A 22,648-nucleotide genomic window follows, 5' to 3' on the forward strand; every position below is an offset into this window, starting at 1 on the left:
CCCCCTAGCTCTGCCCCTCCGAGGAACCCCCCTCAAAGCGCATCACCGGCGCAGGCTGTTCCGTGGGCGTGGGGGCAGGCGTTTCTGCCGGGGTTTCTCCTTCATCATCGGAGAAAAATTGCCGCTCCAGGTTTTTAATCACCACGTACAGCACCGGCACCAGGAATAAACTCAGCACCGTAGAAATCAGATAACCCCCAAACAAGGCCGTTCCCAAGGACCAACGGCTCATCGCCCCCGCCCCCTTCGCCACCAACAGCGGCGCAAACCCCACCAACCCGGAAAACACGGTCATCAAAATCGGGCGCAGTCGCTCCTGACAGGCATGAATGGCCGCCTGGGTGAAATTCATCCCCGTCTCCTTGTGGGACTGGTTGGCAAATTCCACGATCAAAATCGCATTTTTACTCGCCAACGCAATCAGCATCACCAGGGCAATTTGGGTGTACATATTGTTATTCACCGCCGGCCAGCCGCTCCAGGATTGCAGGAGATTCGCCCGCAGTTGGATCGCCCCCAACGCCCCCAGGATCGACAGGGGCACCGTCAGCATAATAATCAACGGGTCAATATAGCTTTCGTACTGCGCCGCCAACACCAAAAACACAATCACAAACGACAACCCAAACACAATGGGAGCCGCCCCCGCCGCCGCCCGTTCCTGAAACGCCATCCCCGTCCAGGCAATCGCAAACCCCGGTGCCAACTCCTCCTTGGCCACCTCCTCAATCGCCCGCATGGCATCCCCCGTACTATACCCAGGAGCAGGGCTGGCAAGAATGTCAATAGCTGTATAAATATTGTAATGCTGTACAATCGGCGGATAGGTAATCTTTTCCAACCGTACCACCTGGCTCAACTGCACCGAACGGCCATCCCGGGAACGCACATACAACTGGTCAATCGCCTGGGGGTCGGAGCGGTATTGGGCATCCGCCTGGGCATAGACCCGGTACAAAAAGCCGCCCAACACATACTGATTCACATAGGTCGCCCCCAGGTAGGTCTGCATGGTATTGAACACCGTATTGATGTCCACATTTTGAGCATTGGCTAAATTCCGGTCAATACTCACCTGCAGTAGAGGCGCACTGGGGGTGAAATTGGGAAAAATACTGGCAATTTCCGGGCGTTGCTTCGCCGCTTCCAAAAATTTCAGCCCATTGCCAATCAGGGCATCCATCCCCCGGTACGCCCGATCCTGGAGATAAAACTCCATCCCCCCCGTACTGCCCAACCCATCAATCGCCGGGGCATTCACCGCCGACACCCGCATCCCGGTGATTTCCGTCGCCATCAGCCGATTCGCCCAGCGCAGGAGACCAAACACGGATTTTTGAATCCCTTTGCGTTCCTCCCAGGGTTTGAGCTTCACAAAAAATAGCGCCTTATTGCTGGCATTCCCCGTAAAACTAAAACCGCTGATGCCCATCACACTCGCCACTTCCTCCTTCTGGAGCATCAGTTCCTCCACCCGCTTGACCTGCTCGGTGGTGTACTGCAAGGAAACGGTCGCAGGCGCTTCCCCCAGCATAAAGAAATAGCCCTGATCCTCCTCCGGGATAAACCCCTGGGGCGTGACCTGGTAAATCCAACCCGAGGCGATCAACCCCACCACAAAGACCGGGATCACGAACCAACGCCAGCGGATCACCTGGCTCACCAACCCCGTATAACCCTGTTTGACCCATTCAAAGCCCTGGTTAAATGCCTCAAAAAGACTCGCCAAGGGCCCGTGCATTCCCTGGTTGGGACGCATCAAAATCGCCGCCATCGTCGGGGAAAAACTCATAGCATTAAACGTCGAAATAATAATGGCAAATACAATAATCAGGGCAAATTGTTTATACACAATCCCGGTCGTGCCAGGGAAAAAGGTCACCGGGATAAACACCGCCACCAATACCAAGGATGTGGCAATAATCGCCCCCAACAATTCCCCCATCGAGTCCAGCGCCGCCTGCACCGGGCGCAACCCTTGCCCAATTTTGTGCGCCACCGCCTCCACCACCAAAATCCCGTCATCCACCACCAACCCGGTGGCCAAAATCACCCCAAACAAGGTGAGTTGGTTCATGCTAAATCCAAAAGCCAGGGCAAAGGCCATCGCCCCAATCAGGGAGACGGGAATGGCAATGGAGGGAATAATCGTGGTGCGCCAATCCTGCAAAAAGAGCAAAATCACCAAAAAGACCAGCAGAATCGCCTCAAACAGGGTCTTGAAGGCTTCCTGCAAGGCGGCGGCCACAAAGTCCGTATTATCCAACGCCACGGTGGCCTTGAGTCCCGGCGGAAAATCCCGTGCCAGTTCGTCCATCTTGGCCCGCACCAACTGACCCGTATTCCAGGCGTTGGAACCCGGCAACTGATACACCAACAAGGCCACCGCCGGGGATTGGTTGAAAATCGCCGTCACGCTGTAGTTCTGGGCACCCACCTCCGCCCGCCCCACATCCTTGATCCGGATCAACGCCCCATCGCTCCCCGTTTTCACCACAATCGCTTCCGCTTCCTGGGGTGTGGTAAATCGCCCCACCGCCCGCAAATTCAACTGGTACTGTTGCCCAAGGGGAGCCGGTTCTTGGCCAATCACCCCCGCCCCCACCTGAATATTCTGATTGTTAATCGCATTGATCACCTCCTGGGCGGTTACCCCCCGGGCGGCCAGGGCATCGGGATTCAGCCAAATCCGCATGGCGTACTGCCGTTGTCCCGCAATGGTGACTGCCCCCACCCCATTCAGGCGTTTGATTTCATCCGTAATATAACGGTCAACGTAATTGCTTAAAAATGTGTTGTCGTAGATAAATTCCCCTTGCTCGTTTTTCTCGGAATAAATCCCGTAGGCAATCGTGATACTGGGGGATTGTTTGGTGGTGGTCACCCCGGTACGGTTCACGGATTCCGGTAACTGGGGTTGGGCGGTTGACACATTGTTTTGCACCAAAACCTGGGCGATATTGGCATCAATTTCCACCGGAAAAGAAACATTAATCGTAGCATTGCCCGTACTATCCGTATAGGAAGACATATACAACATATCTTCCGTGCCATTGATTTGCCGTTCCAAAACCGTGGTCACATTATCGGTGGTGGTTTGGGCATCCGCCCCTTGGAAATTCGCCGTTACCTGCACCTGTTTGGGAGCCAAATCCGGCAATTTTGCCAGAGGTAACAGGGGAATGGCGATCCCCCCCAGCAAGATAATCAACAACGAGCAAACCGTGGTCAGTACCGGGCGTTTGATGAAACCAGCGGCAAGATTGAACATGAATCAACTCAGGGGGTAGGGTTGGTCGCAGTCTGGGCGGTGGGACGGATCGGGGCACCATCCACCAACCCCAACAAGCCGGAGACAATCACCTGTTCATTCGGCTGTAAACCGGAGCGGACTTGGTACTGTTGCCCCTGGATGGCTCCCAACTGCACCGGTTTTTTGCGGGCCACGGGGCGGCCCTCTTGCTCCCCTACGGTGAAGACAAAGGCTTGGGCCCCCACGGGGGTGACGGCGACCACAGGCACCAATAAACCCGGTTGCCGGTTCCAGACCAGCCGAGCCTGCACATATTGTCCATCCCGCAGTTGTCCCTGGGGATTGCGAAATTGCGCCTTGGTGAGAATGGTTTGTGCGCCCGTATCCACCTCTGGAGAAATGAAATACAATCGCCCTTGGGACAGGCGTTCACCGGTATTGGGGTCTTCTAAAATCACCGGCAAGTCCCGGCGCAGTTGGTTCAAGCGGCTGGTGGGCACGGCAATCCGCAAATCTAGCACATCATTTCTCACAATTTGGGTGATCTGTTGCCCGGTCTGGACAAAATCCCCTACCCGCAGGGGAATATCCGCCACCATGCCATCAATGGGAGACAAAACCGCCTTAAAATCAAAACTCACCCGGGCCGTACCCGCATTGGCCTGGGCTTGGCGCAAATTGGCATTGGCCTGTTCCAGGGCGGCTTCGGCGGCTTTCACCTGATCCGCTGTGGCTTTCAAATTCGCCTGCGCCACTTCCAAATTTTTGGTGGCCGTGTCCTTGGTTTGTTGGGCAATGACCCCTTCCGCCAACAATTCCACCGCCCGTTTGTACTCTAATTTTTGTAACTCTAGGGTGGCTTGAGCGGCATTCTGTTGGGAACGAGCCGCCCGCAAATTCGCCTGCGCTTGGCGCACCCCATCCTGAGCCGCCTGTACCCCAGCCAAGGCCCCCGCCAATTCTGTGGCGGTCTGATCCGGCTCCAAACGGGCAATGACCGTCCCGGCGCGCACCTGTGCCCCATTGGTCACGGGAATTTGGGTAATCCGGCCGTTGATTTGGGGACGTAGGGAGACCCGCGCCAGGGCTTCCAAATTGCCGACAAATTGGGAACTATCCTCCAATAGACCGCTTACCACTTCCTGGGTCTTGACGGGGATTTCCCTGGGACCAGCGGCTTTTTTGGTGCTACAGGCGGCGGTGACGAAGACCAATAGGCTCAAAACCCCGCCCCATGCTCCCCGTTTCCAGGTTTTCATAATCCCCACATGACCGACAACATACCTCAGTTACTATAACAAAGGGGTTCCTTGGTTTCCCGGTTTGCCGTAGTTTTCTTAATCAAATGTTTTGCATCCTATGATCTATCGCCATCTCAGAGGTTCCATGTGAGCCATCAGGTTACCCAGAACCAGAATGGGGCGGTGCCCTGCGACCCTTGCTCTTTTCGGTATGAAATTTTGCTCACAATTCAGGTGTAATTGCTATGTGTGAGTCATCAGGTTACTCAGAACCAGAACGGGGCGGTGCCCTGCAACCCTTGCTTTTTTCAATATGAAATTTCACTGACAATTCAGGTGCAACTGCCATAACAAACTGTTCCTATTCCCAGAATTGCCTACCCTCCGCCGCTTCAGCCCAGCAAAATCCTGAAAATCATCCCCAATTTGGTTCCCAAAGGTCAGGTCAACCAGCCGAGAAGTGGCATAATCAACCTGAAGACCAGTTGGGGTCAATCCAGTGGCGAAACCCGTGGTATTGGTGGGGGATATTGGCGGGACAAATACCCGTTTTGAACTGTTGCGTCTGGCTGACCCCCCCCAAGTTCTGCTGGTGCAAAATTACCAAAACGATGACTACCCGGATTTGGGTGCCATTGGTCGGGAGTTTTTGGGTCAAAGCCCTGTTTCGCCGGATTTGGCCTGTTTGGCTGTGGCTGGCCCTGTGGAAGATAATTCTATGAATTTAACCAACCGGGGTTGGCGGGTGAGCGGATCGGAGTTGGCAACACAGATGGGGATTCCCCACGTCCATCTGATCAACGATCTGGAGGCGGTGGGCTACGGGATTCGCTTTCTCCATCCCCAGGACTGGGTGGTACTCCAGGAAGGAACGGTTGTCCCCCAGGCGCCGATTGGGGTGGTGGCGGCGGGCACCGGGTTGGGGGAATGTTTTCTCACCTGGGATGGACAGAAATACCGGGTGTGGCCTTCCGAGGGGGGGCATACGGATTTTGCGCCCCGCAATGACCGGGAGTTGGGGTTATGGAAGTATTTACAATCCCAGTTTGGTCGGGTGTCGGCGGAGCGGGTCGTCTCGGGGCCAGGGTTGTGGAATATCTACAGCTATCTCGCCCAGGTTTTTCCCGAACAGGCACGCCCGGAAATTTTAGCGGCTAAGAACCCAGCTTTGATTACCGAGAATCTACACGACCCCCTGTGTAGCCAAACGGTAGATATATTCGTGGCGAATTATGGCAGTGAAGCGGGGAATCTTGCCCTCAAACTGCTCGCCCGGGGGGGGATTTATTTGACAGGTGGGATTGCCCCCCGTTTGGTGGAGCGGTTTCAGCAGGGAGGATTTATGCGGGCGTTTTTGGATAAGGGGCGGATGGGGCCGTTGTTGGTTAGCATACCGATATTTTTGGTAACAGCGACCCGGGTGGGTTTATTGGGGGCAATTGAGGCGGCACGGCAATATATTAAAGATTCTGGCTAAAATGACCTAGCCATCTTACTCGTTAGCCTGTGTGCTGGAGGTATTTAACCAACAGAAACTCTACAGAACCAAGTACGGGGTATTACCCTGCGACCCTTGACTTTCTAAACATAAAAAAATATAGAATTTTGAGAGTTTTAATTTACTAATGATGGCATGGAACATAATTTTAACAAACCCCTCTCTGTGAAAGGATTTTGGATGTTTATCGCAGTACAACATCAGGCACCTCTATCTATGGATTTTTGTACTTACACGGCGGGCTTGGAAGCCCCATTCTCCCGTTGGCAATTATCAATAATGCAGGGGTCATTCTCAATAGCCATGAATTAATAGAGGTGCCCATCATTATTTAAGGCACTTCTAAAAATAGGTCGCAGGGGCGTAGCCCCCGTCAAAGAAGCACCTGCGGTGTATGGTTCTCGATAGTATAGGTATTCTAGCGAGATAACCTTCCAGTAGTGCAAATAAATAGAGGTGCCCTTTATTTACTTGAGACTCTCAGAATTTTTATTCACAATTCAAGCGAAATTACTACAACTTTTGAACATTACCCAGCCGGAGCAAACTTTGCCGCTCCTGGTTATTCAATTCTCGCCAACACCCCGGTGCCAAGTCCTGCAAATGTAATTCACCGATTGCCACCCGCACCAATCGCAGGGTCGGATAGCCCACGGCTGCGGTCATACGGCGCACCTGGCGATTCCGTCCTTCCCGCAAAGTCAGGCGCAACCAAGTGGTGGGGATATGGCGGCGAAAGCGAATCGGCGGGTCTCGGGGCGGCACGTCCGGCTCCTGGGGCAACACCTGCACCACTGCTGGTCGAGTCATGTAGTCTTGAATCCGCACGCCCTGGCGCAACTCAGCCAACGCCTCCGGGGTCGGACACCCTTCCACCTGCACCCAGTAGGTACGGGGATGACCATAGCGGGGGTCGGTCAACCGATGTTGCAAACGCCCATCATTCGTCAAGAGCACCAACCCTTCGCTGTCATAATCCAACCGCCCAGCGGCATACACCCCCGGCACCGGCACATAATCCTTGAGCGTGGGTCGCCCTTGGGCATCCTGAAATTGACACAACACCCGATAGGGCTTGTTGAGGAGTAAATAGCGGTATTTCATGCCCTACAATTCCGTAATTTTTCCCAATAAAACCGGTCGTTTGGCACCCGTAACCGCTGGGATATTCGTAGGTTTATAATCAATTCGTTCCGAAGCTAAAATTGCAAATGCGAGGGCTTCTTTGCTATCAGGATCAATGCCATAGTTGGTGCTGGTGGACACAGGAATTGGATGAAATAGTTGGGTTAATTCTCGCATCAAAACCGGGTTATGCACCCCACCGCCGCTGACAATCACTTCCGTAATCGGTTGGTGAGGGTAAATCCACCGTTCGTAGTGAGAGAAAATCGCCATTGCCGTAAAGCGGGTCACCGTCGCAAACAGGTCATACCAGGAACGAGGCGAACCGGGATTGGTATGGTTCATTAATTCCTGCACAAATAGTCCACCAAACTGTTCCCGCCCGGCGGATTTGGGGGGTGGTTGCTGTAAAAAAGGATGCGCCATTAAATCATCTAACCATGCTTGGCGAACCTGCCCTTGAGCCGCCCAAGCCCCATCCCGATCCAGCCGCATTTGCCCCCGACTAAACAGGCTGGCTAATTCATCCAAAACCATATTCGCCGGGCCACAATCCAAAGCCATAACCGCCTGACCATCAGCGACCAAAGTAAAATTAGCAATTCCCCCTAAATTCAAAGCCAACACCGGGCGGTGCAAATAACCAAATAACTGGGCATCCACATAGGGAACCAACGGGGCACCACTCCCCCCCACCGCCACATCATGAATGCGAAAATCCGACACCACCGGACAGCCAAATGCCGCCGCCAAAAAAGCCACTTCCCCTAATTGCCAGGTAACTTTTTGATGCTCATGATAAATAGTTTGCCCGTGACTGCCAATTAAATGCAATTCCGTTGGAAAATCGGCTAAAATCTTCGCCAACGCCTCTCGAAAAGCTTCCCCAATCTGGCGATGCCAATGGGCAATTTGGGCTACATTTCCTTGGGTTTGCATTAGGGAAAATCGCAGGGATTCGGGATAGGAAATGGTTTGCGCTGTGAGCCAGTGACATTGCCAAGGCTGGGTCTGAATTTCACAAATACATACATCAATCCCATCCATCGAAGTACCGGACATCAGCCCCGCCACCCGTCGTTTGGTTAACTGCTGCACCTCAGTTAATTTCCACATCCCCAATCACCCGCCGTAAATGCCCTTGCGCTTCCTGAAGTAACTGTTGGGCGGTGGCAAAATCTACCCCCCGATGATACATCACCACTGCTGTTTTCACTTGACCTTGCGCTGTGACTAATAATTCCCGTGCCGCCGATAATTCTAACCCGGTTAAATATTGGACAAATCGTGTGCCCCGTTCCCACAATTTGCTATTGGTTGCCCGCAAATCTACCATCAAATTTCCATAGACTTTACCCAGTTTAACCATCACTGAAGTACTTAGCATATTCAAAACTAATTTTGTCGCTGTCCCCGCTTTCATCCGGGTTGAACCGGTGAGAATTTCTGCCCCTACGGGTAATAGGATCACTTGATCCACATCAATGAGTTTTGCACCTTCAGGATTACACGTAATGAAAACCGTAGGACTGCCTAAATTACCGGCATATTCCAGACCTGCCAACACATAGGGCGTAGTGGAACCAGCGGCAATGCCACACAGGACATCCCCGGTTTGAAACCCCCGTTTTTGCAAATCCAGCACCGCCTGTTCCCGGTTATCTTCCGCCCCCTCGACTGCCTGGATCAAAGCCAATTCTCCCCCGGCGATCACCCCCTGCACCATGCGCGGATCGGTGGAAAAGGTGGGGGGACATTCGGCGGCATCCAACACCCCCAAACGCCCACTGGTACCCGCTCCCAAATAAAACAGGGAATAGCCCTGGGCAAGCTGTTGCCAAATCAATTCAGCGGCGGCGGCAATGGCAGGAATCGCTTGTCCGACCACCATCGGCACCTGTTGATCCGCCTGATTAATGATGTGCAAAATTTCCACGAGGGAATGTTGATCCAGATTGGCACTGGCTGGGCAACGTTGTTCGGTCAACAAATGCCCTCGATAGGTCAAAGACATAGACGTTTTGGGAAGCGCAGGAACAAATTAGTACTTATTTATTAAACCATTGTTGGGGTCAGTCTGCATGGAATAGGGGTCGCAGGGGCACCACCCTTGTACTTGGTTCTGCAAAATTTTTGTATGCCTACGGCACGCCAGCTAACGTCAATCCAGTAGCATTCCTATATTTACATTCATAACCAATTTAATAACCGATGGCAGTCAGAAATTCCTGCACTTTTTCCCAACTATAGGCAATTAAATCCGCCCGGTCGCTATTGATAGAAACCAAACCCGTTTGTGCCCGGAACCAAGTCCTTTGCCGCTTGACCAACTGACAGGTGTGTTTGATAATCAGTTCTTCTGCCGTTTCTAAAGAATAATCCCCCGCTAAATAATGGCTAATTTCTTGATAACCAAGGGTTTTTAATAGGGGTAAATCAGCCCCATATTTCACCTGTAATCGCTGGGTTTCCTGAACTAATCCCAGGGCAAGCATTTTGCGGGTACGTTGGCGAATTCGGTGCGGCAGTTGTTCGCTGTCTAAATATAAATATAGAACTGGATAATCGGGAATTTTTTGCCCCTGGAGTTGGGATAGGGGTGTCCCCGTCACGTAATACACTTCCAAGGCACGCAGGGTACGCACCGGGTCATGGGGATGGATTTTGCTGGCACTCGCTGGGTCAATCTGCTGGAGCCATTCATACCGCTCCCGTTGACTATAAGTAGATAACTGCTGACGCAATTCCGGTTGGGGTGCTACCGGCGGAATACATAGTCCCCGAGTCACCGCCTGTACATACAGACCACTTCCACCCACCAACAACGGGATTTTCCCCCGCCCCTGCATCTGGGCAATCACCCCCTGGGCTGACCGCTGATACTGGGCAACCGTCACCGGGCTGGTGGGAGCCACCCAGTCAATCAAATAGTGGGGAACCTGGGCTTTCTGCAACGGGGTGGGCTTGGCAGTGCCAATATCCAACTCCCGATAGACCTGTCGGGAATCGGCATTAATAATGACACTGTCTAACTTTTGTGCTAAAGCAATCCCCAATGCGGTTTTCCCTGTCGCTGTGGGACCACTGATCACGATTAAAGCCAGGATTGCACCCCCTAACGAAAATTTGCCTTATTTCCATTCTGAGGGAGCTTTTAGGCGTTTTGTGCTAAAATTTGAGCAGATTTAATGTACACTCCATTTCCCATCGCTTCTAGGAGTTTTTGGCATGACCGCCGCCTACAGTGCTGAACAGATTCAAGTTCTTGAGGGGTTGGAAGCGGTACGCAAACGTCCGGGGATGTACATTGGTAGTACGGGACCCAAGGGATTACACCATCTGGTTTATGAGGTGGTGGACAATTCGGTGGACGAGGCACTTGCAGGCTTTTGTACCCACATTGAGGTGGATTTAGAAGCGGACGGTTCCGTGAGAGTGACGGACAATGGTCGGGGTATTCCGACGGGAATTCACGCCAAAACCGGCAAGTCGGCGTTGGAAACAGTGATGACCGTACTGCACGCTGGGGGGAAATTCGGCGGCGATAACGGCGGTTACAAGGTATCCGGCGGTCTGCATGGGGTGGGGGTGTCCGTGGTCAATGCCCTGTCAGCCGAGGTGGAAGTGACCGTGTGGCGGGAGGGTCATGAGTTTTGCCAACGGTTTGAGCGGGGCAAGCCGGTGACGGGTCTGTTGAGTACACCTTTGCAGGAGGAGCGGCGGGGCACATCGGTGCGGTTTCTCCCGGATGCGGAAATTTTCAAAGAGACAACGGAATTTGATTTTGCCACCCTCACCAATCGCCTGCGGGAATTAGCCTATTTGAATGCGGGGATACAGATCAGTTTGCGGGATTATCGCCGGGAATCGCCTCGAATTGAAACCTTTTGTTATTTGGGGGGCATTCGGGAATATGTGAGCTATTTGAACCGGGACAAACAACCCCTGCATGAGGAGATTATTTATATTCATGGGGAACGGCAAAATGTCACGGTTGAAGTAGCCTTGCAGTGGTGTGTGGATGCCTATGCGGACAACGTTTTGGGATTTGCCAATAATATCCGTACCGTGGATGGGGGCACCCATTTAGAAGGTCTCAAAGCGGTATTGACCCGCACGATGAATAATTTGGCGCGCAAGCGAAATAAACTTAAGGAACAAGATGCCAATTTAGCCGGGGAGCATATCCGGGAGGGCTTGGCGGGGGTAATTTCAATTAAAGTCCCCGACCCGGAGTTTGAGGGGCAAACCAAAACTAAATTGGGCAATACGGAAGTGCGGGGAATCGTGGATTCTCTGGTGGGGGAAGCGCTCATGGAATTTTTGGAAATGCGTCCCCAGGTTGCCGATGCGATTTTGGATAAAGCCATTCAAGCCTATCAAGCGGCGGAAGCGGCTCGCCGGGCACGGGAATTGGTACGGCGTAAATCGGTTTTAGAGTCCTCAACCTTACCGGGGAAATTGGCGGATTGTAGTAGCCGTGACCCGAAAGAATCAGAACTATTTATTGTGGAAGGGGATAGTGCGGGTGGAAGTGCCAAACAGGCGCGAGACCGGCGATTCCAAGCTATTTTACCCCTACGAGGTAAAATCATTAACATCGAAAAAACCGATGATGCCCGGGTGTATAAAAATGCGGAAATTCAAGCCTTAATTATGGCGATTGGTTTGGGCATTAAGGGGGAAGAATTTGATGTGGCAAAATTACGTTATCATCGGGTGATTCTTTTAACGGATGCGGATGTGGATGGTGCCCATATTCGCACCCTATTGCTCACCTTTTTCTATCGCTACCAGCGTCCCATTGTGGAACTGGGGCATATTTATATCGGTTGTCCACCGTTATATAAAGTGGAGCGTACCCGTCCCCGGCAGGTGATTTATTGTTACAATGACCGGGAATTGCAACAGGTCAAGCAAGAATTACCGAGCCATGCCAATTACATCATTCAACGTTTCAAAGGGCTGGGGGAAATGATGCCGGAACAACTCTGGCAAACCACAATGAACCCGGAAACCCGCACCCTGAAACGAGTCACGATTGAAGATGCCGCTGAAGCGGATCGACTGTTTACCATTTTGATGGGGGATCGGGTACCACCCCGGCGAGAATTTATTGAAACCTATGCTTCCCAATTGAGTTTAGAGGAATTGGATATTTAACGCTTATCTAAACCATCTCTCTAAACATAGGTTGTAAGGGCACGCTAGGCAGTAGTGTTGAATGTTAACGAAAGGGTGGAAAAGGGAGACTAAAAATGGTATTTTAGATTGGTAGAAACCACGAGTAACAGTATTTTTATGAGACGACAAATTCAGGGACTTATCAAGCCCTTGCTGAACCTTCTTCCCAAAAACGACTATCCAGTCTTGGATACTCGCTTGTTTGTACTCATATGGATGCACTTCATTTTAGATGCAAGAGTCGCCACCATGCGGGGCTTATTCTTCCTCTTGAATCATCTCAATTTTAAAGTTGACATATCAACGTTTTCTAAGGCGTGTAAACATCGTAGCACCGAGCCGTTTCAAGTGATCCTAAGAGAACTGCAAAAACGGCTTAAACATCATCAAGGTGAATTTAAGCACTTATTCCCATTAGATTCTACCATTATCACCCTGACCAGCAAATTATTCTGGCACTACAAGCAGGTAAAATTGACGCTTGGCCTGGATATAAATGAGGGCAATATCGGTGACGAATCAATTATATTTGGAAAGACTAATGACCATAAAATTGGGCATCTTGTGATTGGGACGATACCTGAGAATGCCGTTGGTATCATGGATAGGGGTTTTGCTTCCTGGAAATTAATGGACGAAATGTGTAAACGAAATACATTGTTTATTGTGCGGATTAGAAATAATATGAAGTTGCAACCTGACAATCCGGATATTCGGGTAATTCAATTTTTTAATGAAGAGGAAAACACAGAATATAGGCTAGCGACTAACGTGACTTCGATGACGGATGAAGAGATTTGTTCAGCCTATCGTTTGCGCTGGCGAATTGAGTTGCTTTGGAAGGCACTAAAGATGCACTTGAAATTGGATAGAATCATTACCAAGAATGAGAATGGTGTGCGGCTACAGATTTATGCCGTATTGATTGGTTATCTAATTTTAAGATTGCTGGAGATAGGTCACAATAAGACCTATGAATTGATTGACAAGTTGCGATATTTACAAATAGAAATAGGCCGACACTGTAGCTTCATGGAACTCGTAGGGGTAGAGCCGCTCGTAGGATAACCCTGACCCCTTATGTTAAGTTTTATTACGGACATTCAACACTACTGCACGCTAGGGATTTGGTTTTTCCGAATATAGCAATCCTAAATGAGAATGGAACAGGGGTCGCAGGGGGCACCCCCCGCCCTTGGTTCTGCGGAATTTTTGTTTGTCAATCAAGTAGGATTGCTATACTTGAGCAGGATGACTAAAGGGTAGCTCTATAAATTCAAAGTTAGCGGTCGCAGGGGCACTGCCCCCGTACTTGGTTCTGGAAACTTTGTGTATGCCTACGGCACGCAAGCTAATGTAAATCAAGTAGGATTGCTATAGGTTTTTATCGAGGGTAAAGAACTAAATTTTATTTAACATAATTACTCGATTTCACCCTGATGTACTTATGTTTTTCATTTCACCCACTATCCCTGGGGTGGTAGTCGGGGCAAATGAATCCTGCTATACTTTTTGGGGGCTTGCCCGTTAATCTACGGAATTTCTTAAGATGCTGTTGCTTTGGATGCGAACCACAGTTGGCGTCATTCTGGCGGGGCTGACCCTTGCCGGGGGTGTTGCCTCGGCTACGGAACTACGGGTGGGCATACAACAGGGCGCAAAAACCGTGCGGGTAGGGGCTTCTGGCAATGCCGTCGTTACCGATGGGTCAGGGCGAACCCTGGGCACGTTACCCCCCATGTTGGGTTTTGTGGCGCAGGTGCAGGGGGGGCAGGTCGTACTGCACACGTTTCGGGGACGGGACTTGTGGGTGCGTCCGACGGACAATAGCTTTGTCTTCATCAGCGATGATTGGTACCGGGGGCGGTTGCGCTTGGTGGCTCGCCCGGATGGACTGCTGGCGGTCAACCATGTCCCCCTGGAGGAATACCTGTACAGTGTGGTCGGCTCGGAAATGTACCCCTTCTGGCCTTTGGAAGCCCTGAAAGCCCAGGCGGTAGCCGCCCGTTCCTTTATCCTGTTCCGGTTGCGCCGCCCGGCAGACCCGGATTTTGATGTGGGGCGCACCGTGACGTGGCAAGCCTACAAGGGCTACAGCCGGGAATCCGACAGCACTCGGGAAGCGGTAACTGCCACCACCGGGCAAGTGGTGACCTATCGGGGGCAAATCATCGAAGCTGTCTATCACGCCGCCTCTGGGGGACACACGGAAAACGTAGAGGATATTTGGTCCGCCCCCCGTCCGTACCTGCGGGGAGTGCCGGATTTTGACCAGGAAGCCCCCGTTTATAGTTGGCAAAAAACCTTTACCCAAGCGGAACTCAGCCGCCTACTGCCAGGGGTCGGGCAAGTGACCAGCTTGACCCCAGTGCGTACCACGCCCCAGGGACGGGTGGTGGAGATGCGGGTGACCGGCACGACAGGAACTAAAACCTTTACCGGCTCGGAGTTGCGCCGCCTCCTTGACCTCCGTAGTACCCTGTTTCAAGTCACCCCCACCCGGGGAGATGTTGCCAGTACCAACCCGGTGAATGCCCCCGACGGCAGTTTTGAATTTCAGGGGCGGGGATTTGGGCACGGCTTGGGCATGAGCCAATGGGGAGCCTTTGGATTAGCACAACGGGGTTACAATTACCAGCAAATTTTGCAGTACTATTACCAGGGTACCGAAATTAATTCGACCCGTTAGGGGCAAACAGGGGCAATTCTCCCTGGGTGTTTTGTGAATGAACCCCATGATTTTGTAATCCTAAAGTAATTTGGGAATGCTGTTCAATGCGATGCATAATTTCCCTGGCTCGGTTAATCACCACCGGCGGCAAACCCGCTAACCGCCCCGCTTCAATCCCATAGGAGCGATCCGCCCCCCCTGGTTGTACCTGATGCAAAAACACAATTTGATCCGCCAATTCCTGCACCACCACCTGATAATTAGCGACGTTTTTGAGGGTATTGGCTAATTCATTCAACTCGTGATAATGGGTGGCAAAAATACCCCGACACCGGAGATAAAAAGCTAGGTATTCTGCTACCGACCAGGCAATCGCCAAACCATCAAACGTCGCCGTCCCCCGCCCAATTTCATCCAAAAGTACCAACGAGCGGTCAGTCGCATGGTGCAAAATATTCGCCGTTTCGCACATTTCCACCATAAACGTAGATTGTCCGGTCGCCAGGTCATCCACCGCCCCCACCCGGGTGAAAATCCGGTCACAAATGCTGATTTTTGCCTGTAGGGCTGGGACAAAACTGCCGATCTGCGCTAATAATTGAATCAACCCCACCTGCCGCAGATAACAGCTTTTGCCACTGGCATTTGGACCCGTTAAAATCATCAAATCTGTGCCCATACCGAGATGGGTATCATTGGGGACAAAACACCCCGCCGGTAGGAGTTGTTCCACCACCGGATGCCGCCCCTGTTTGATGGTCAATTCCCGCCCAGTGACAATTTCCGGTCGCCGATAATTGTACATCACCGCCACGTCCGCCAACCCCGCCAAAACATCTAACGCCGCCACCTTTTGCGCCAGGGGACGAATCAATTTTTCATGCAACGAAACCGCCTGACGTAGTTGCAAAAACAGTTCATATTCCCGTTGATTGATTTCCGTTTGCAGGGTGAGAATCCTAATTTCCCGTTCCTTTAATTCCGGCGTAATATATCGTTCTTCATTGGTCAGGGTTTGCTTGCGAATATAATTTTCCGGTGCCTGTTCACTTTTCGCCCGGGTGATGCTGATATAGTAGCCAAAAGTTTTATTAAAACCCACTTTTAATGTGGCAATCCCGGTGCGGATTTTCTCCGTAACTTCCAATTGAGCAATCCAGTTTTGATCCTCAACAAGGGTTTGTTTCAGATGATCCAATTCCTGATCCACCCCCGGTCGAATCAGACCCCCCTCGGTCAAGGTAATTGGCGGCGTTTCCACCAAAGACTGCCGTAACCGCTCTCCCAGGGCTTCTAGTTCCGGCGGTACAGTTTGTAAATCTTGTAAGTATGAAGAACGAACCTGATCCAGCACTTGTGCCAACCGTCCGACCGCCAACAACGAATCCGCCAAAGCCAATAAATCCCGAGCGTTTGCCGTTCCCGCTTGCACCCGCCCCAAGAGGCGTTCCAGGTCATAAATTTGCTTAATATGTTCCCGCACCCGCTGGCGCAATCCTCCCTGATCCACCAGTTCTGCCACCGTATCCAACCGGGCACCAATCGCTTGGGCATCCAACAGAGGTTGCAGTAGCCACCGCCGCAGTAACCGTGCCCCCATCCCCGTCAACGTCCGGTCAATCGCCCAAAGCAAGGAACCGTGAAATGCCCCCTCCCGCACGGTTTGGGTCAATTCCAGATTGCGGCGAGTTTGCTGGTCTAACCGCATATACTCACTGACAAAATAAGTACGAGGTAATTGCAATCCGGTTTGATAGTGCCCCTGATTATTCGCCAAATATCCCAACAATCCCCCGGCGGCTTGTACTGCAAGTGGCAGTTGGTCACAACCGAGACCTTCCAAGGATTTAAGCCCATAGGTTGCTAATAAAGTCTGGCGGGCATTAGCGCCCTGAAACAGTCGCTGGGGCTGTAAGGTGTAAGTAAACTGTATGGGCAAACCTGCGGGAATTTTCCCTGCACTTTCTCCCGGTCGCAACAAACCCACTAAATCGGGTGTTTCCACAGGGATAATAATTTCCGCCGGTTGAATGCGTAATAACTCCTGGGTCAATACTTCCATCCCCTGGGTTTGGGTCAACCAAAATTCCCCGGTAGAAATATCCGCATACGCCAATCCCCAATGTTCCCCATGCAAGACTAGAGCACACAAAAAATTATTTTCTCGGGCGGGTAATAGGGCTTCTTCAAGTAAGGTTCCTGGGGTAAAAACTCGGGTCACTTCCCGCCGTACCATCCGCCGTTCTCGCTCAGCAATAGCGGCATCTTCCGTTTGATCACAAATCGCCACGGCATACCCTTTTTTGAGGAGTTGATTGGCGTACCTTTCTAAAGCGTGTTGGGGCACACCCGCCATCGGCACTTTACCAATTTCTTTACCCCCATGTTTACTGGTCAAATAGAGTTCTAATTCCCTGGCAATCGTAATCGCATCCTGAAAAAAGGTTTCATAAAAATCCCCAACCCGGTATAGTAATAGGGCATGATTATATTGATCTTTAACCTGGCAATAATGCCGCAACATATCCACCAATTGTTCCCGGTCAACCTGTTGATAATTACTATTTTCCAGCATCACCGTAACCCCTTGTTCTCTATCCCATTATAATCCCTGTGGTTGAGACTTATTTACCGATACAAAATTTACTAAAAATGCGGTCAAGGACGGGTTCTGTAATATCCTCGCCGGTGATGCTACCCAAGGCTTGGATGGCGGTGCGTAAATCAATCGTCCAAAAATCAATGGGTAATCCCTGGGCAATCGTCATTTGCATATTTTCTAAGGCTTTTTGAGTGGTTAATAAAGCAGTTTGTTGCCGCTGGTTAATGGTATAGGTCAGATTTGTTTGTTGTACCGTCCCTGCTTGCACCAGAGCTAATAATGCGGTTTCTAATTGGTCAATCCCCGTTTGATGCACCGCTGATGTGTAAATTATGGGTTTTATTGCTAATGGCATCCTGGGCAATTCGGTCACCAAATCTATTTTATTCATCACTACGATTACCCTTTGGCTATCTAATTCCTGATAGAGGGTGGCATCCTCAGAAGTCCAGCCGGTCAACGCATTAATAACTAAGAGAATTACATCAGCTTTTTGGATTGCTTTTCGGGAGCGTTCAATGCCAATTTGTTCTACGGGGTCATCGGTCGCCCGAATCCCAGCGGTATCCAAAATCTCCACCGGTATGCCCTGCACAACTAAATAGGCATCCACCACATCTCTGGTTGTACCTGGTAAATCCGTGACAATGGCTCGGTCAGTTTGGCTCCAAGCATTTAACAAACTCGATTTGCCCACGTTGGGACGACCAACAATTGCTACTTTAATTCCCCGGCGCAATAGTTCACCCCGTTCGGCAGTTGCTAATAGTTGATTTACCTGTATTAAAATGTCAGAAATTTGTTTTCGCACCCACTCAATATCTAACTTGGGCAAATCCTCATCAAAATCAATTCGAGCTTCTAATTCCGCCAATAAATCCAAACATTGACTCCGTAAACTACGAATCTGTTGACCCAATTTTCCCTGCAAAACTGCTAGAGCATTTTCCGCCGAAGCCGTTGATTTTGCCCCTACCAAATCGGCAATTGCTTCCGCCTGAGTCAAATCCAATCGCCCGTTCAACACAGCACGCAGGGTAAATTCCCCTGGACGGGCTAACCGTGCCCCCTGTTCAATACATAAATGCAGGACTTTTTGTACCGTGATCATTCCCCCATGACAGTGAAATTCCACCACATCTTCCCGGGTATAGGAACGGGGAGCCAGCATCAACAAAAGCAATGCTTCATCAACAATTTGCCCGCTTGAATTTTTCACATAACCGTATAAAATTCGATGACTTTCCCAAGTTTGTTTCCCTGGGGCATGAAAAATCGTTTGGGCAATTTTCAAGCTATCAACACCGGACAAACGCACGATGGCAATACTTCCCTGCTCAGGAGCAACCGCTGTCGCAATCGCCGCAATCGTGTCCCCTAAATTTAACATTAATGACTGCGAAAAATTAACTTTTCTCGATGAATATGAATCAGATTAACACCTGGGGAGCCAATCTTTTGAAATAAAAATAGCACATGGTCAGGATGGAGGGATTGACCATCGTTACTCCAAGCCCCTTCGTAAAGGATTTCTGCTTGGTTACCAGCAAGTTTAATAAGTTCTAAATGATGTAATTTGTCTCGTAAATTAATCCGCTTGGGTTTACCACTTTTGGTTTGCCCTTCCCACCATAATTCTGAGGTAGCTAGGATTTGATGTACCCATGCTTCCCAATCGGCTGTTACTGAAGCGTCATCTACAGCAAAGGTCAACCGATATTGGGTAGCAATCAAGGATTGGGTATTGGATGGACAATTTACGGGAATTTCCGTAATTTCATACAGGGGAATATCCGCCGGTAATTGGGCTTTTAATTGTTCTAAAAACTCTTGGGGATCGCAGGTTTTATACAATTCAAAATCAATAATTTCACCCGCACTGGTTGCCCCCAGTGGTAAGGCACTTGCAGGCATTAATCGTGCCCCCGGATGAAACCCTTCACTGTAGGAAATGGGTAAATTGGCTCGCCGAATTGCCCGGTCAAATAAACGCACCAAATCCAAGTGACTTAACAGTGCCAATTCCCCTTGTTTGCCAAATTTTAGGCGTAATCTTTGCACCCGTTGGGTAGGAATTCTGGTCGTAACTTTTTCCTTGGGCAAGGGCGGCGGTGGCACCACCACATTATGACCCAAATCAATCCCACACACCCCACAATGGGAGCATCCTTCAAATGAACAATCCGGTACGGTGGCAGTTGCTAATGCCCGTTGCAAGTCATCTACCAGCCACTTTTTATCAATGCCCGTATCCAGATGATCCCAAGGTAAACTTTGGGTGAGTAACTGTTCATAATCTACGGATTCAAACCACTGTCCCTGTTCAATCGTGCGATATTTCCAGGTTAAATTTGATTCCTCAATCGCTTGCGACCACGCCGCATAAGCCCGTTCTAAAGATTCCCACCAGGCATCCATGCCCGCTCCCAATTCCCATGCCCGCTGAATCACTTTTCCCAGGGAGCGATCCCCCCGTCCTAAAAAATCTTCCATTGCGGAAATGCGTACATCCGTAAAATTGGCTTTGAGATGGCGAATGAACTTAAATTCTTGTTTGAGTAATTCCTGTTTGCGGATAAATTCAGCAGTCGCTACGGAATGCCATTGAAAAGGCGTATGGGGTTTGGGAGTAAAATTAGAAATCGTCACATGAAAACCTAAGGGTTTTCGTCCTGCCCCTCGACATTCGCGCTGGAGCCATTTTAAGGTTTCGGCGATGCCCACCACATCCGCATCCGTTTCGCCGGGCAAACCAATCATAAAATACAGTTTGACCCGATCCCAACCCTGTTCCCAAGCGGTTTTTACCCCCCGCAAAAGTTCCTCGTTGGTTAACCCTTTATTGATAATGTCCCGCAGGCGTTGAGTGCCCGCTTCCGGTGCAAAAGTTAACCCCCCTTTGCGAGTGCCGCCAATAATTTCTGCAATATGTTCATCAAAGCGATCCACCCGCTGGCTGGGTAGGGATAAACTTACCGGTTGGTCGTGTAATTTCTGCTTAATTTCTAACCCCACCGCCGGTAGGGATAGGTAATCGGAACAACTCAACGATAGTAGGGAAAATTCATTAAATCCGGTCGCTCGCATCCCCTGTTCAATGGTTTGAATCACCGTTTCCGGTGCCACATCCCGTGCCGGTCGGGTGAGCATTCCCGGCTGACAAAAACGGCATCCTCTGGTGCATCCCCGCCGAATTTCTACCGTTAAGCGGTCATGCACCGTTTCCACATAGGGCACCAACCCGATGCCATAGGCAGGAATCGGGGTCGCCACCCGTCGCAGGATTTTTTTCGGGACATCAGGGCGTAAAGGCACCACCGCCCCATCCGGTTGGGGGGCATAAAATTCGGGCACATACACCCCTGGAATTTGCGCCAAATCCAGTAATAATTCTCTGCGAGATAAACCCGCCGCTTTCCCCTCTTGAATAACCAAACCAATTTCTGGCAGTAATTCTTCCCCGTCCCCGAGGGCAAAAAAATCGAAAAATTCCGCATAGGGCTCCGGGTTGCCAGTTGCCGTTGGTCCCCCTGCAAAAATCAAGGGATAATCGCCATTGCTCCGGGCGTGACTGGTTAGAGGAATGCCTGCCAAATCGAGCATTTCCAGGATATTGGTGGCACCCAATTCATAGCTTAAACTGAAGCCAATCAGGTCAAATTCCCGTAAACTCCGGCGGGATTCCACAGCAAACAGGGGGGTCTGGGTTGCCCTTAATTTGGCGGCGAAATCCGGTGCGGGTAAATAGGCTCGGTCACACAATTGATCCGGTTGGGCGTTGATAATATTGTAGAGAATAATATGCCCTAGATTTGATGCCCCCACTTCGTACAATTCGGGGTAGCTTAGTACCCAATGTACCTGGGCTTTGTCCCAAGGTTTGTGAATGGCTCCCAGTTCTTGCCCTAAATAACGGGCGGGTTTACTAACATCTGAATTGAGTAAGGAGGTAACGGCTACAGGCATCAGTTATTCCCACCGAGTATTTTGCTTGATTGGTATTTTAATGGTTCTCATCCGTGCTGTTCTTTATTTTTGGTGATCCATTTGCGTAAAATAGGAAATTAGCGTGTATCCATACCTAGTATAACCTGAGAAACTCGGACAGCATGGCGGATCGTGAGGACTTGAACCGGCGATTGGAACGGTTAGCCGTCAGTCGCCAACAATCCTGGGAAGCGGTACGGGAGGCGCAAGCCTTGGTACGGGCAGGCATCGCCAACTTTGAGAACCGCCCCCCCCGCTGGGCGAAACCTGCTCCAGTATCCCCAAAAACTACTCCCCCCCTTCCTACTCCTCGCCCTTGGTACGAGCGGCTATCCCCCCGGTTTTGGCAGGCACTCCCGATTTTTATCGGCACGGTTTTGGGCTTACTGTTGGCGGACTGGTGGGGGGCTTGGTAGGTGGACGTTTTGACCGTACCGGAGCATTGCCCGGACTACCGGGGGGAACCCCTGCGCTTGGGGATTTTAGCGTCGGGAAATGGGAGTAATTTCACCGCTATTGTGGAGGCGATTTCTGCCCAAACATTACCCGCTGTGATCACAGGGGTGATCTACAACAATCCGGGGGCAGGGGTGGTGCAACGGGCGCAAGCGGCGGGGGTCAAAAGTCACCTGGTCAACCATCGGGATTATCCCGACCGGGAGAGCTTTGATCAGGATATTGTCAGTACATTGAAAAATTGGGGCACTGAGTGGGTGGTCATGGCGGGGTGGATGCGGCAGGCGACTGAGGTGTTATTACAGCCGTTTGGGGCGCAGGTGTTGAATATCCATCCCAGTTTGCTTCCGGCGTTTCCAGGCATCAAGGCGGTGGAGCGGGCGTTAGCGGCGGGGGTGAAAATTACCGGCTGTACGGTGCATCGGGTGGTCTTGGCGGTGGACAGCGGGCCCATCATTGCCCAGGCGGCGGTGCCAGTTCTACCCGGGGATACGGTCGCCAGTTTGCACGCTCGGATTCAACAGCAGGAGCATCGGTTGTATCCCCAAGCGATTCTTTGGGCGGCGGTGGGAAATTCCTGACGGGGCGTTTATACTGAAGTGTGGTAGCCCCTGCCTTTGAGGTCACACCC

At 51.0% G+C, this 22,648-nt stretch carries 15 protein-coding genes; 6 read left to right on the forward strand and 9 right to left on the reverse strand.

Going from position 1 to position 22,648, the window contains the following annotated elements:
* Positions 1–4: 4 nt before the first annotated feature.
* Both MLD66_RS08205 and MLD66_RS08210 read right to left on the reverse strand, forming a co-directional pair.
* Complete coding sequence (locus MLD66_RS08205) at positions 5–3,271, reverse strand: efflux RND transporter permease subunit (RefSeq protein WP_247216839.1); 3,267 nt, start codon at positions 3,269–3,271, stop codon at positions 5–7.
* Between the two features lie 8 nt (positions 3,272–3,279).
* Complete coding sequence (locus MLD66_RS08210) at positions 3,280–4,512, reverse strand: efflux RND transporter periplasmic adaptor subunit (RefSeq protein ID WP_247216841.1); 1,233 nt, start codon at positions 4,510–4,512, stop codon at positions 3,280–3,282.
* A gap of 481 nt (positions 4,513–4,993) precedes the next feature.
* On the opposite strand from MLD66_RS08210, the gene MLD66_RS08215 reads away from it, so the two are divergent.
* Positions 4,994–5,971 carry a glucokinase gene (locus MLD66_RS08215; protein ID WP_247216843.1) on the forward strand — a complete coding sequence of 326 codons (978 nt, stop codon included), beginning with the start codon at positions 4,994–4,996 and terminating at the stop codon, positions 5,969–5,971.
* Positions 5,972–6,505: 534 nt separating this feature from the next.
* Here the strand turns inward: MLD66_RS08215 and MLD66_RS08220 are convergent.
* The 4 genes from MLD66_RS08220 to miaA form a co-directional block, all read right to left on the reverse strand.
* Positions 6,506–7,096 carry a pseudouridine synthase gene (locus MLD66_RS08220; protein WP_247216845.1) on the reverse strand — a complete coding sequence of 197 codons (591 nt, stop codon included), beginning with the start codon at positions 7,094–7,096 and terminating at the stop codon, positions 6,506–6,508.
* Positions 7,097–7,099: 3 nt separating this feature from the next.
* Positions 7,100–8,233, reverse strand: coding sequence for an anhydro-N-acetylmuramic acid kinase (locus MLD66_RS08225; RefSeq protein ID WP_247216847.1), 1,134 nt, complete (start codon positions 8,231–8,233; stop codon positions 7,100–7,102).
* Positions 8,217–9,131 carry an N-acetylmuramic acid 6-phosphate etherase gene (murQ, locus tag MLD66_RS08230; RefSeq protein ID WP_247216849.1) on the reverse strand — a complete coding sequence of 305 codons (915 nt, stop codon included), beginning with the start codon at positions 9,129–9,131 and terminating at the stop codon, positions 8,217–8,219. Before murQ ends, MLD66_RS08225 begins: the two co-directional genes overlap by 17 nt.
* 187 nt (positions 9,132–9,318) lie before the next feature.
* The gene (gene miaA / locus MLD66_RS08235; protein ID WP_247216851.1) at positions 9,319–10,209 is read right to left on the reverse strand and encodes a tRNA (adenosine(37)-N6)-dimethylallyltransferase MiaA; all 891 of its coding nucleotides are present in this window, start codon (positions 10,207–10,209) and stop codon (positions 9,319–9,321) included.
* A 136-nt stretch (positions 10,210–10,345) separates the two neighbouring features.
* Here miaA and gyrB point away from each other — a divergent pair, with 136 nt between their 5' ends.
* From gyrB to MLD66_RS08250, 3 genes are all read left to right on the forward strand, one after another.
* A complete protein-coding gene (gene gyrB, locus MLD66_RS08240; protein WP_247216853.1) occupies positions 10,346–12,280 on the forward strand; it encodes a DNA topoisomerase (ATP-hydrolyzing) subunit B in 1,935 nt (644 codons plus the stop codon).
* 138 nt (positions 12,281–12,418) lie between these two features.
* A complete protein-coding gene (locus tag MLD66_RS08245) occupies positions 12,419–13,369 on the forward strand; it encodes a transposase (RefSeq protein WP_247214935.1) in 951 nt (316 codons plus the stop codon).
* Between the two features lie 496 nt (positions 13,370–13,865).
* Positions 13,866–14,990, forward strand: coding sequence for a SpoIID/LytB domain-containing protein (locus MLD66_RS08250; protein WP_247216854.1), 1,125 nt, complete (start codon positions 13,866–13,868; stop codon positions 14,988–14,990).
* Here MLD66_RS08250 and mutS read toward each other — a convergent pair.
* The 3 genes from mutS to MLD66_RS08265 are packed head-to-tail and all read right to left on the reverse strand — an operon-like array spanning position 14,974 to position 21,540.
* Positions 14,974–17,547, reverse strand: a complete 2,574-nt coding sequence (gene mutS / locus MLD66_RS08255; RefSeq protein WP_339396946.1) for a DNA mismatch repair protein MutS — start codon at positions 17,545–17,547, stop codon at positions 14,974–14,976. The genes MLD66_RS08250 and mutS overlap by 17 nt on opposite strands.
* 49 nt (positions 17,548–17,596) lie before the next feature.
* Positions 17,597–18,964: a tRNA uridine-5-carboxymethylaminomethyl(34) synthesis GTPase MnmE gene (gene mnmE / locus MLD66_RS08260; protein ID WP_247216856.1), complete on the reverse strand. Its 1,368-nt coding sequence runs from the start codon at positions 18,962–18,964 to the stop codon at positions 17,597–17,599.
* Complete coding sequence (locus MLD66_RS08265; RefSeq protein WP_247216858.1) at positions 18,964–21,540, reverse strand: TIGR03960 family B12-binding radical SAM protein; 2,577 nt, start codon at positions 21,538–21,540, stop codon at positions 18,964–18,966. The genes mnmE and MLD66_RS08265 overlap by 1 nt, the downstream gene beginning before the upstream one ends.
* A 143-nt stretch (positions 21,541–21,683) precedes the next feature.
* On the opposite strand from MLD66_RS08265, the gene MLD66_RS08270 reads away from it, so the two are divergent.
* Positions 21,684–21,977 (forward strand): hypothetical protein, encoded by a 294-nt coding sequence (locus MLD66_RS08270; RefSeq protein WP_247216860.1) that lies wholly within the window; start codon positions 21,684–21,686, stop codon positions 21,975–21,977.
* On the forward strand, positions 21,978–22,598 hold the full coding sequence (gene purN / locus MLD66_RS08275; RefSeq protein WP_247216861.1) for a phosphoribosylglycinamide formyltransferase: 621 nt from the start codon (positions 21,978–21,980) through the stop codon (positions 22,596–22,598).
* Positions 22,599–22,648: the final 50 nt, after the last annotated feature.

It is taken from the genome of Synechococcus sp. C9 (assembly GCF_022984075.1).
In the GTDB taxonomy this organism is placed as follows: Bacteria; Cyanobacteriota; Cyanobacteriia; order Gloeomargaritales; family Gloeomargaritaceae; genus Gloeomargarita.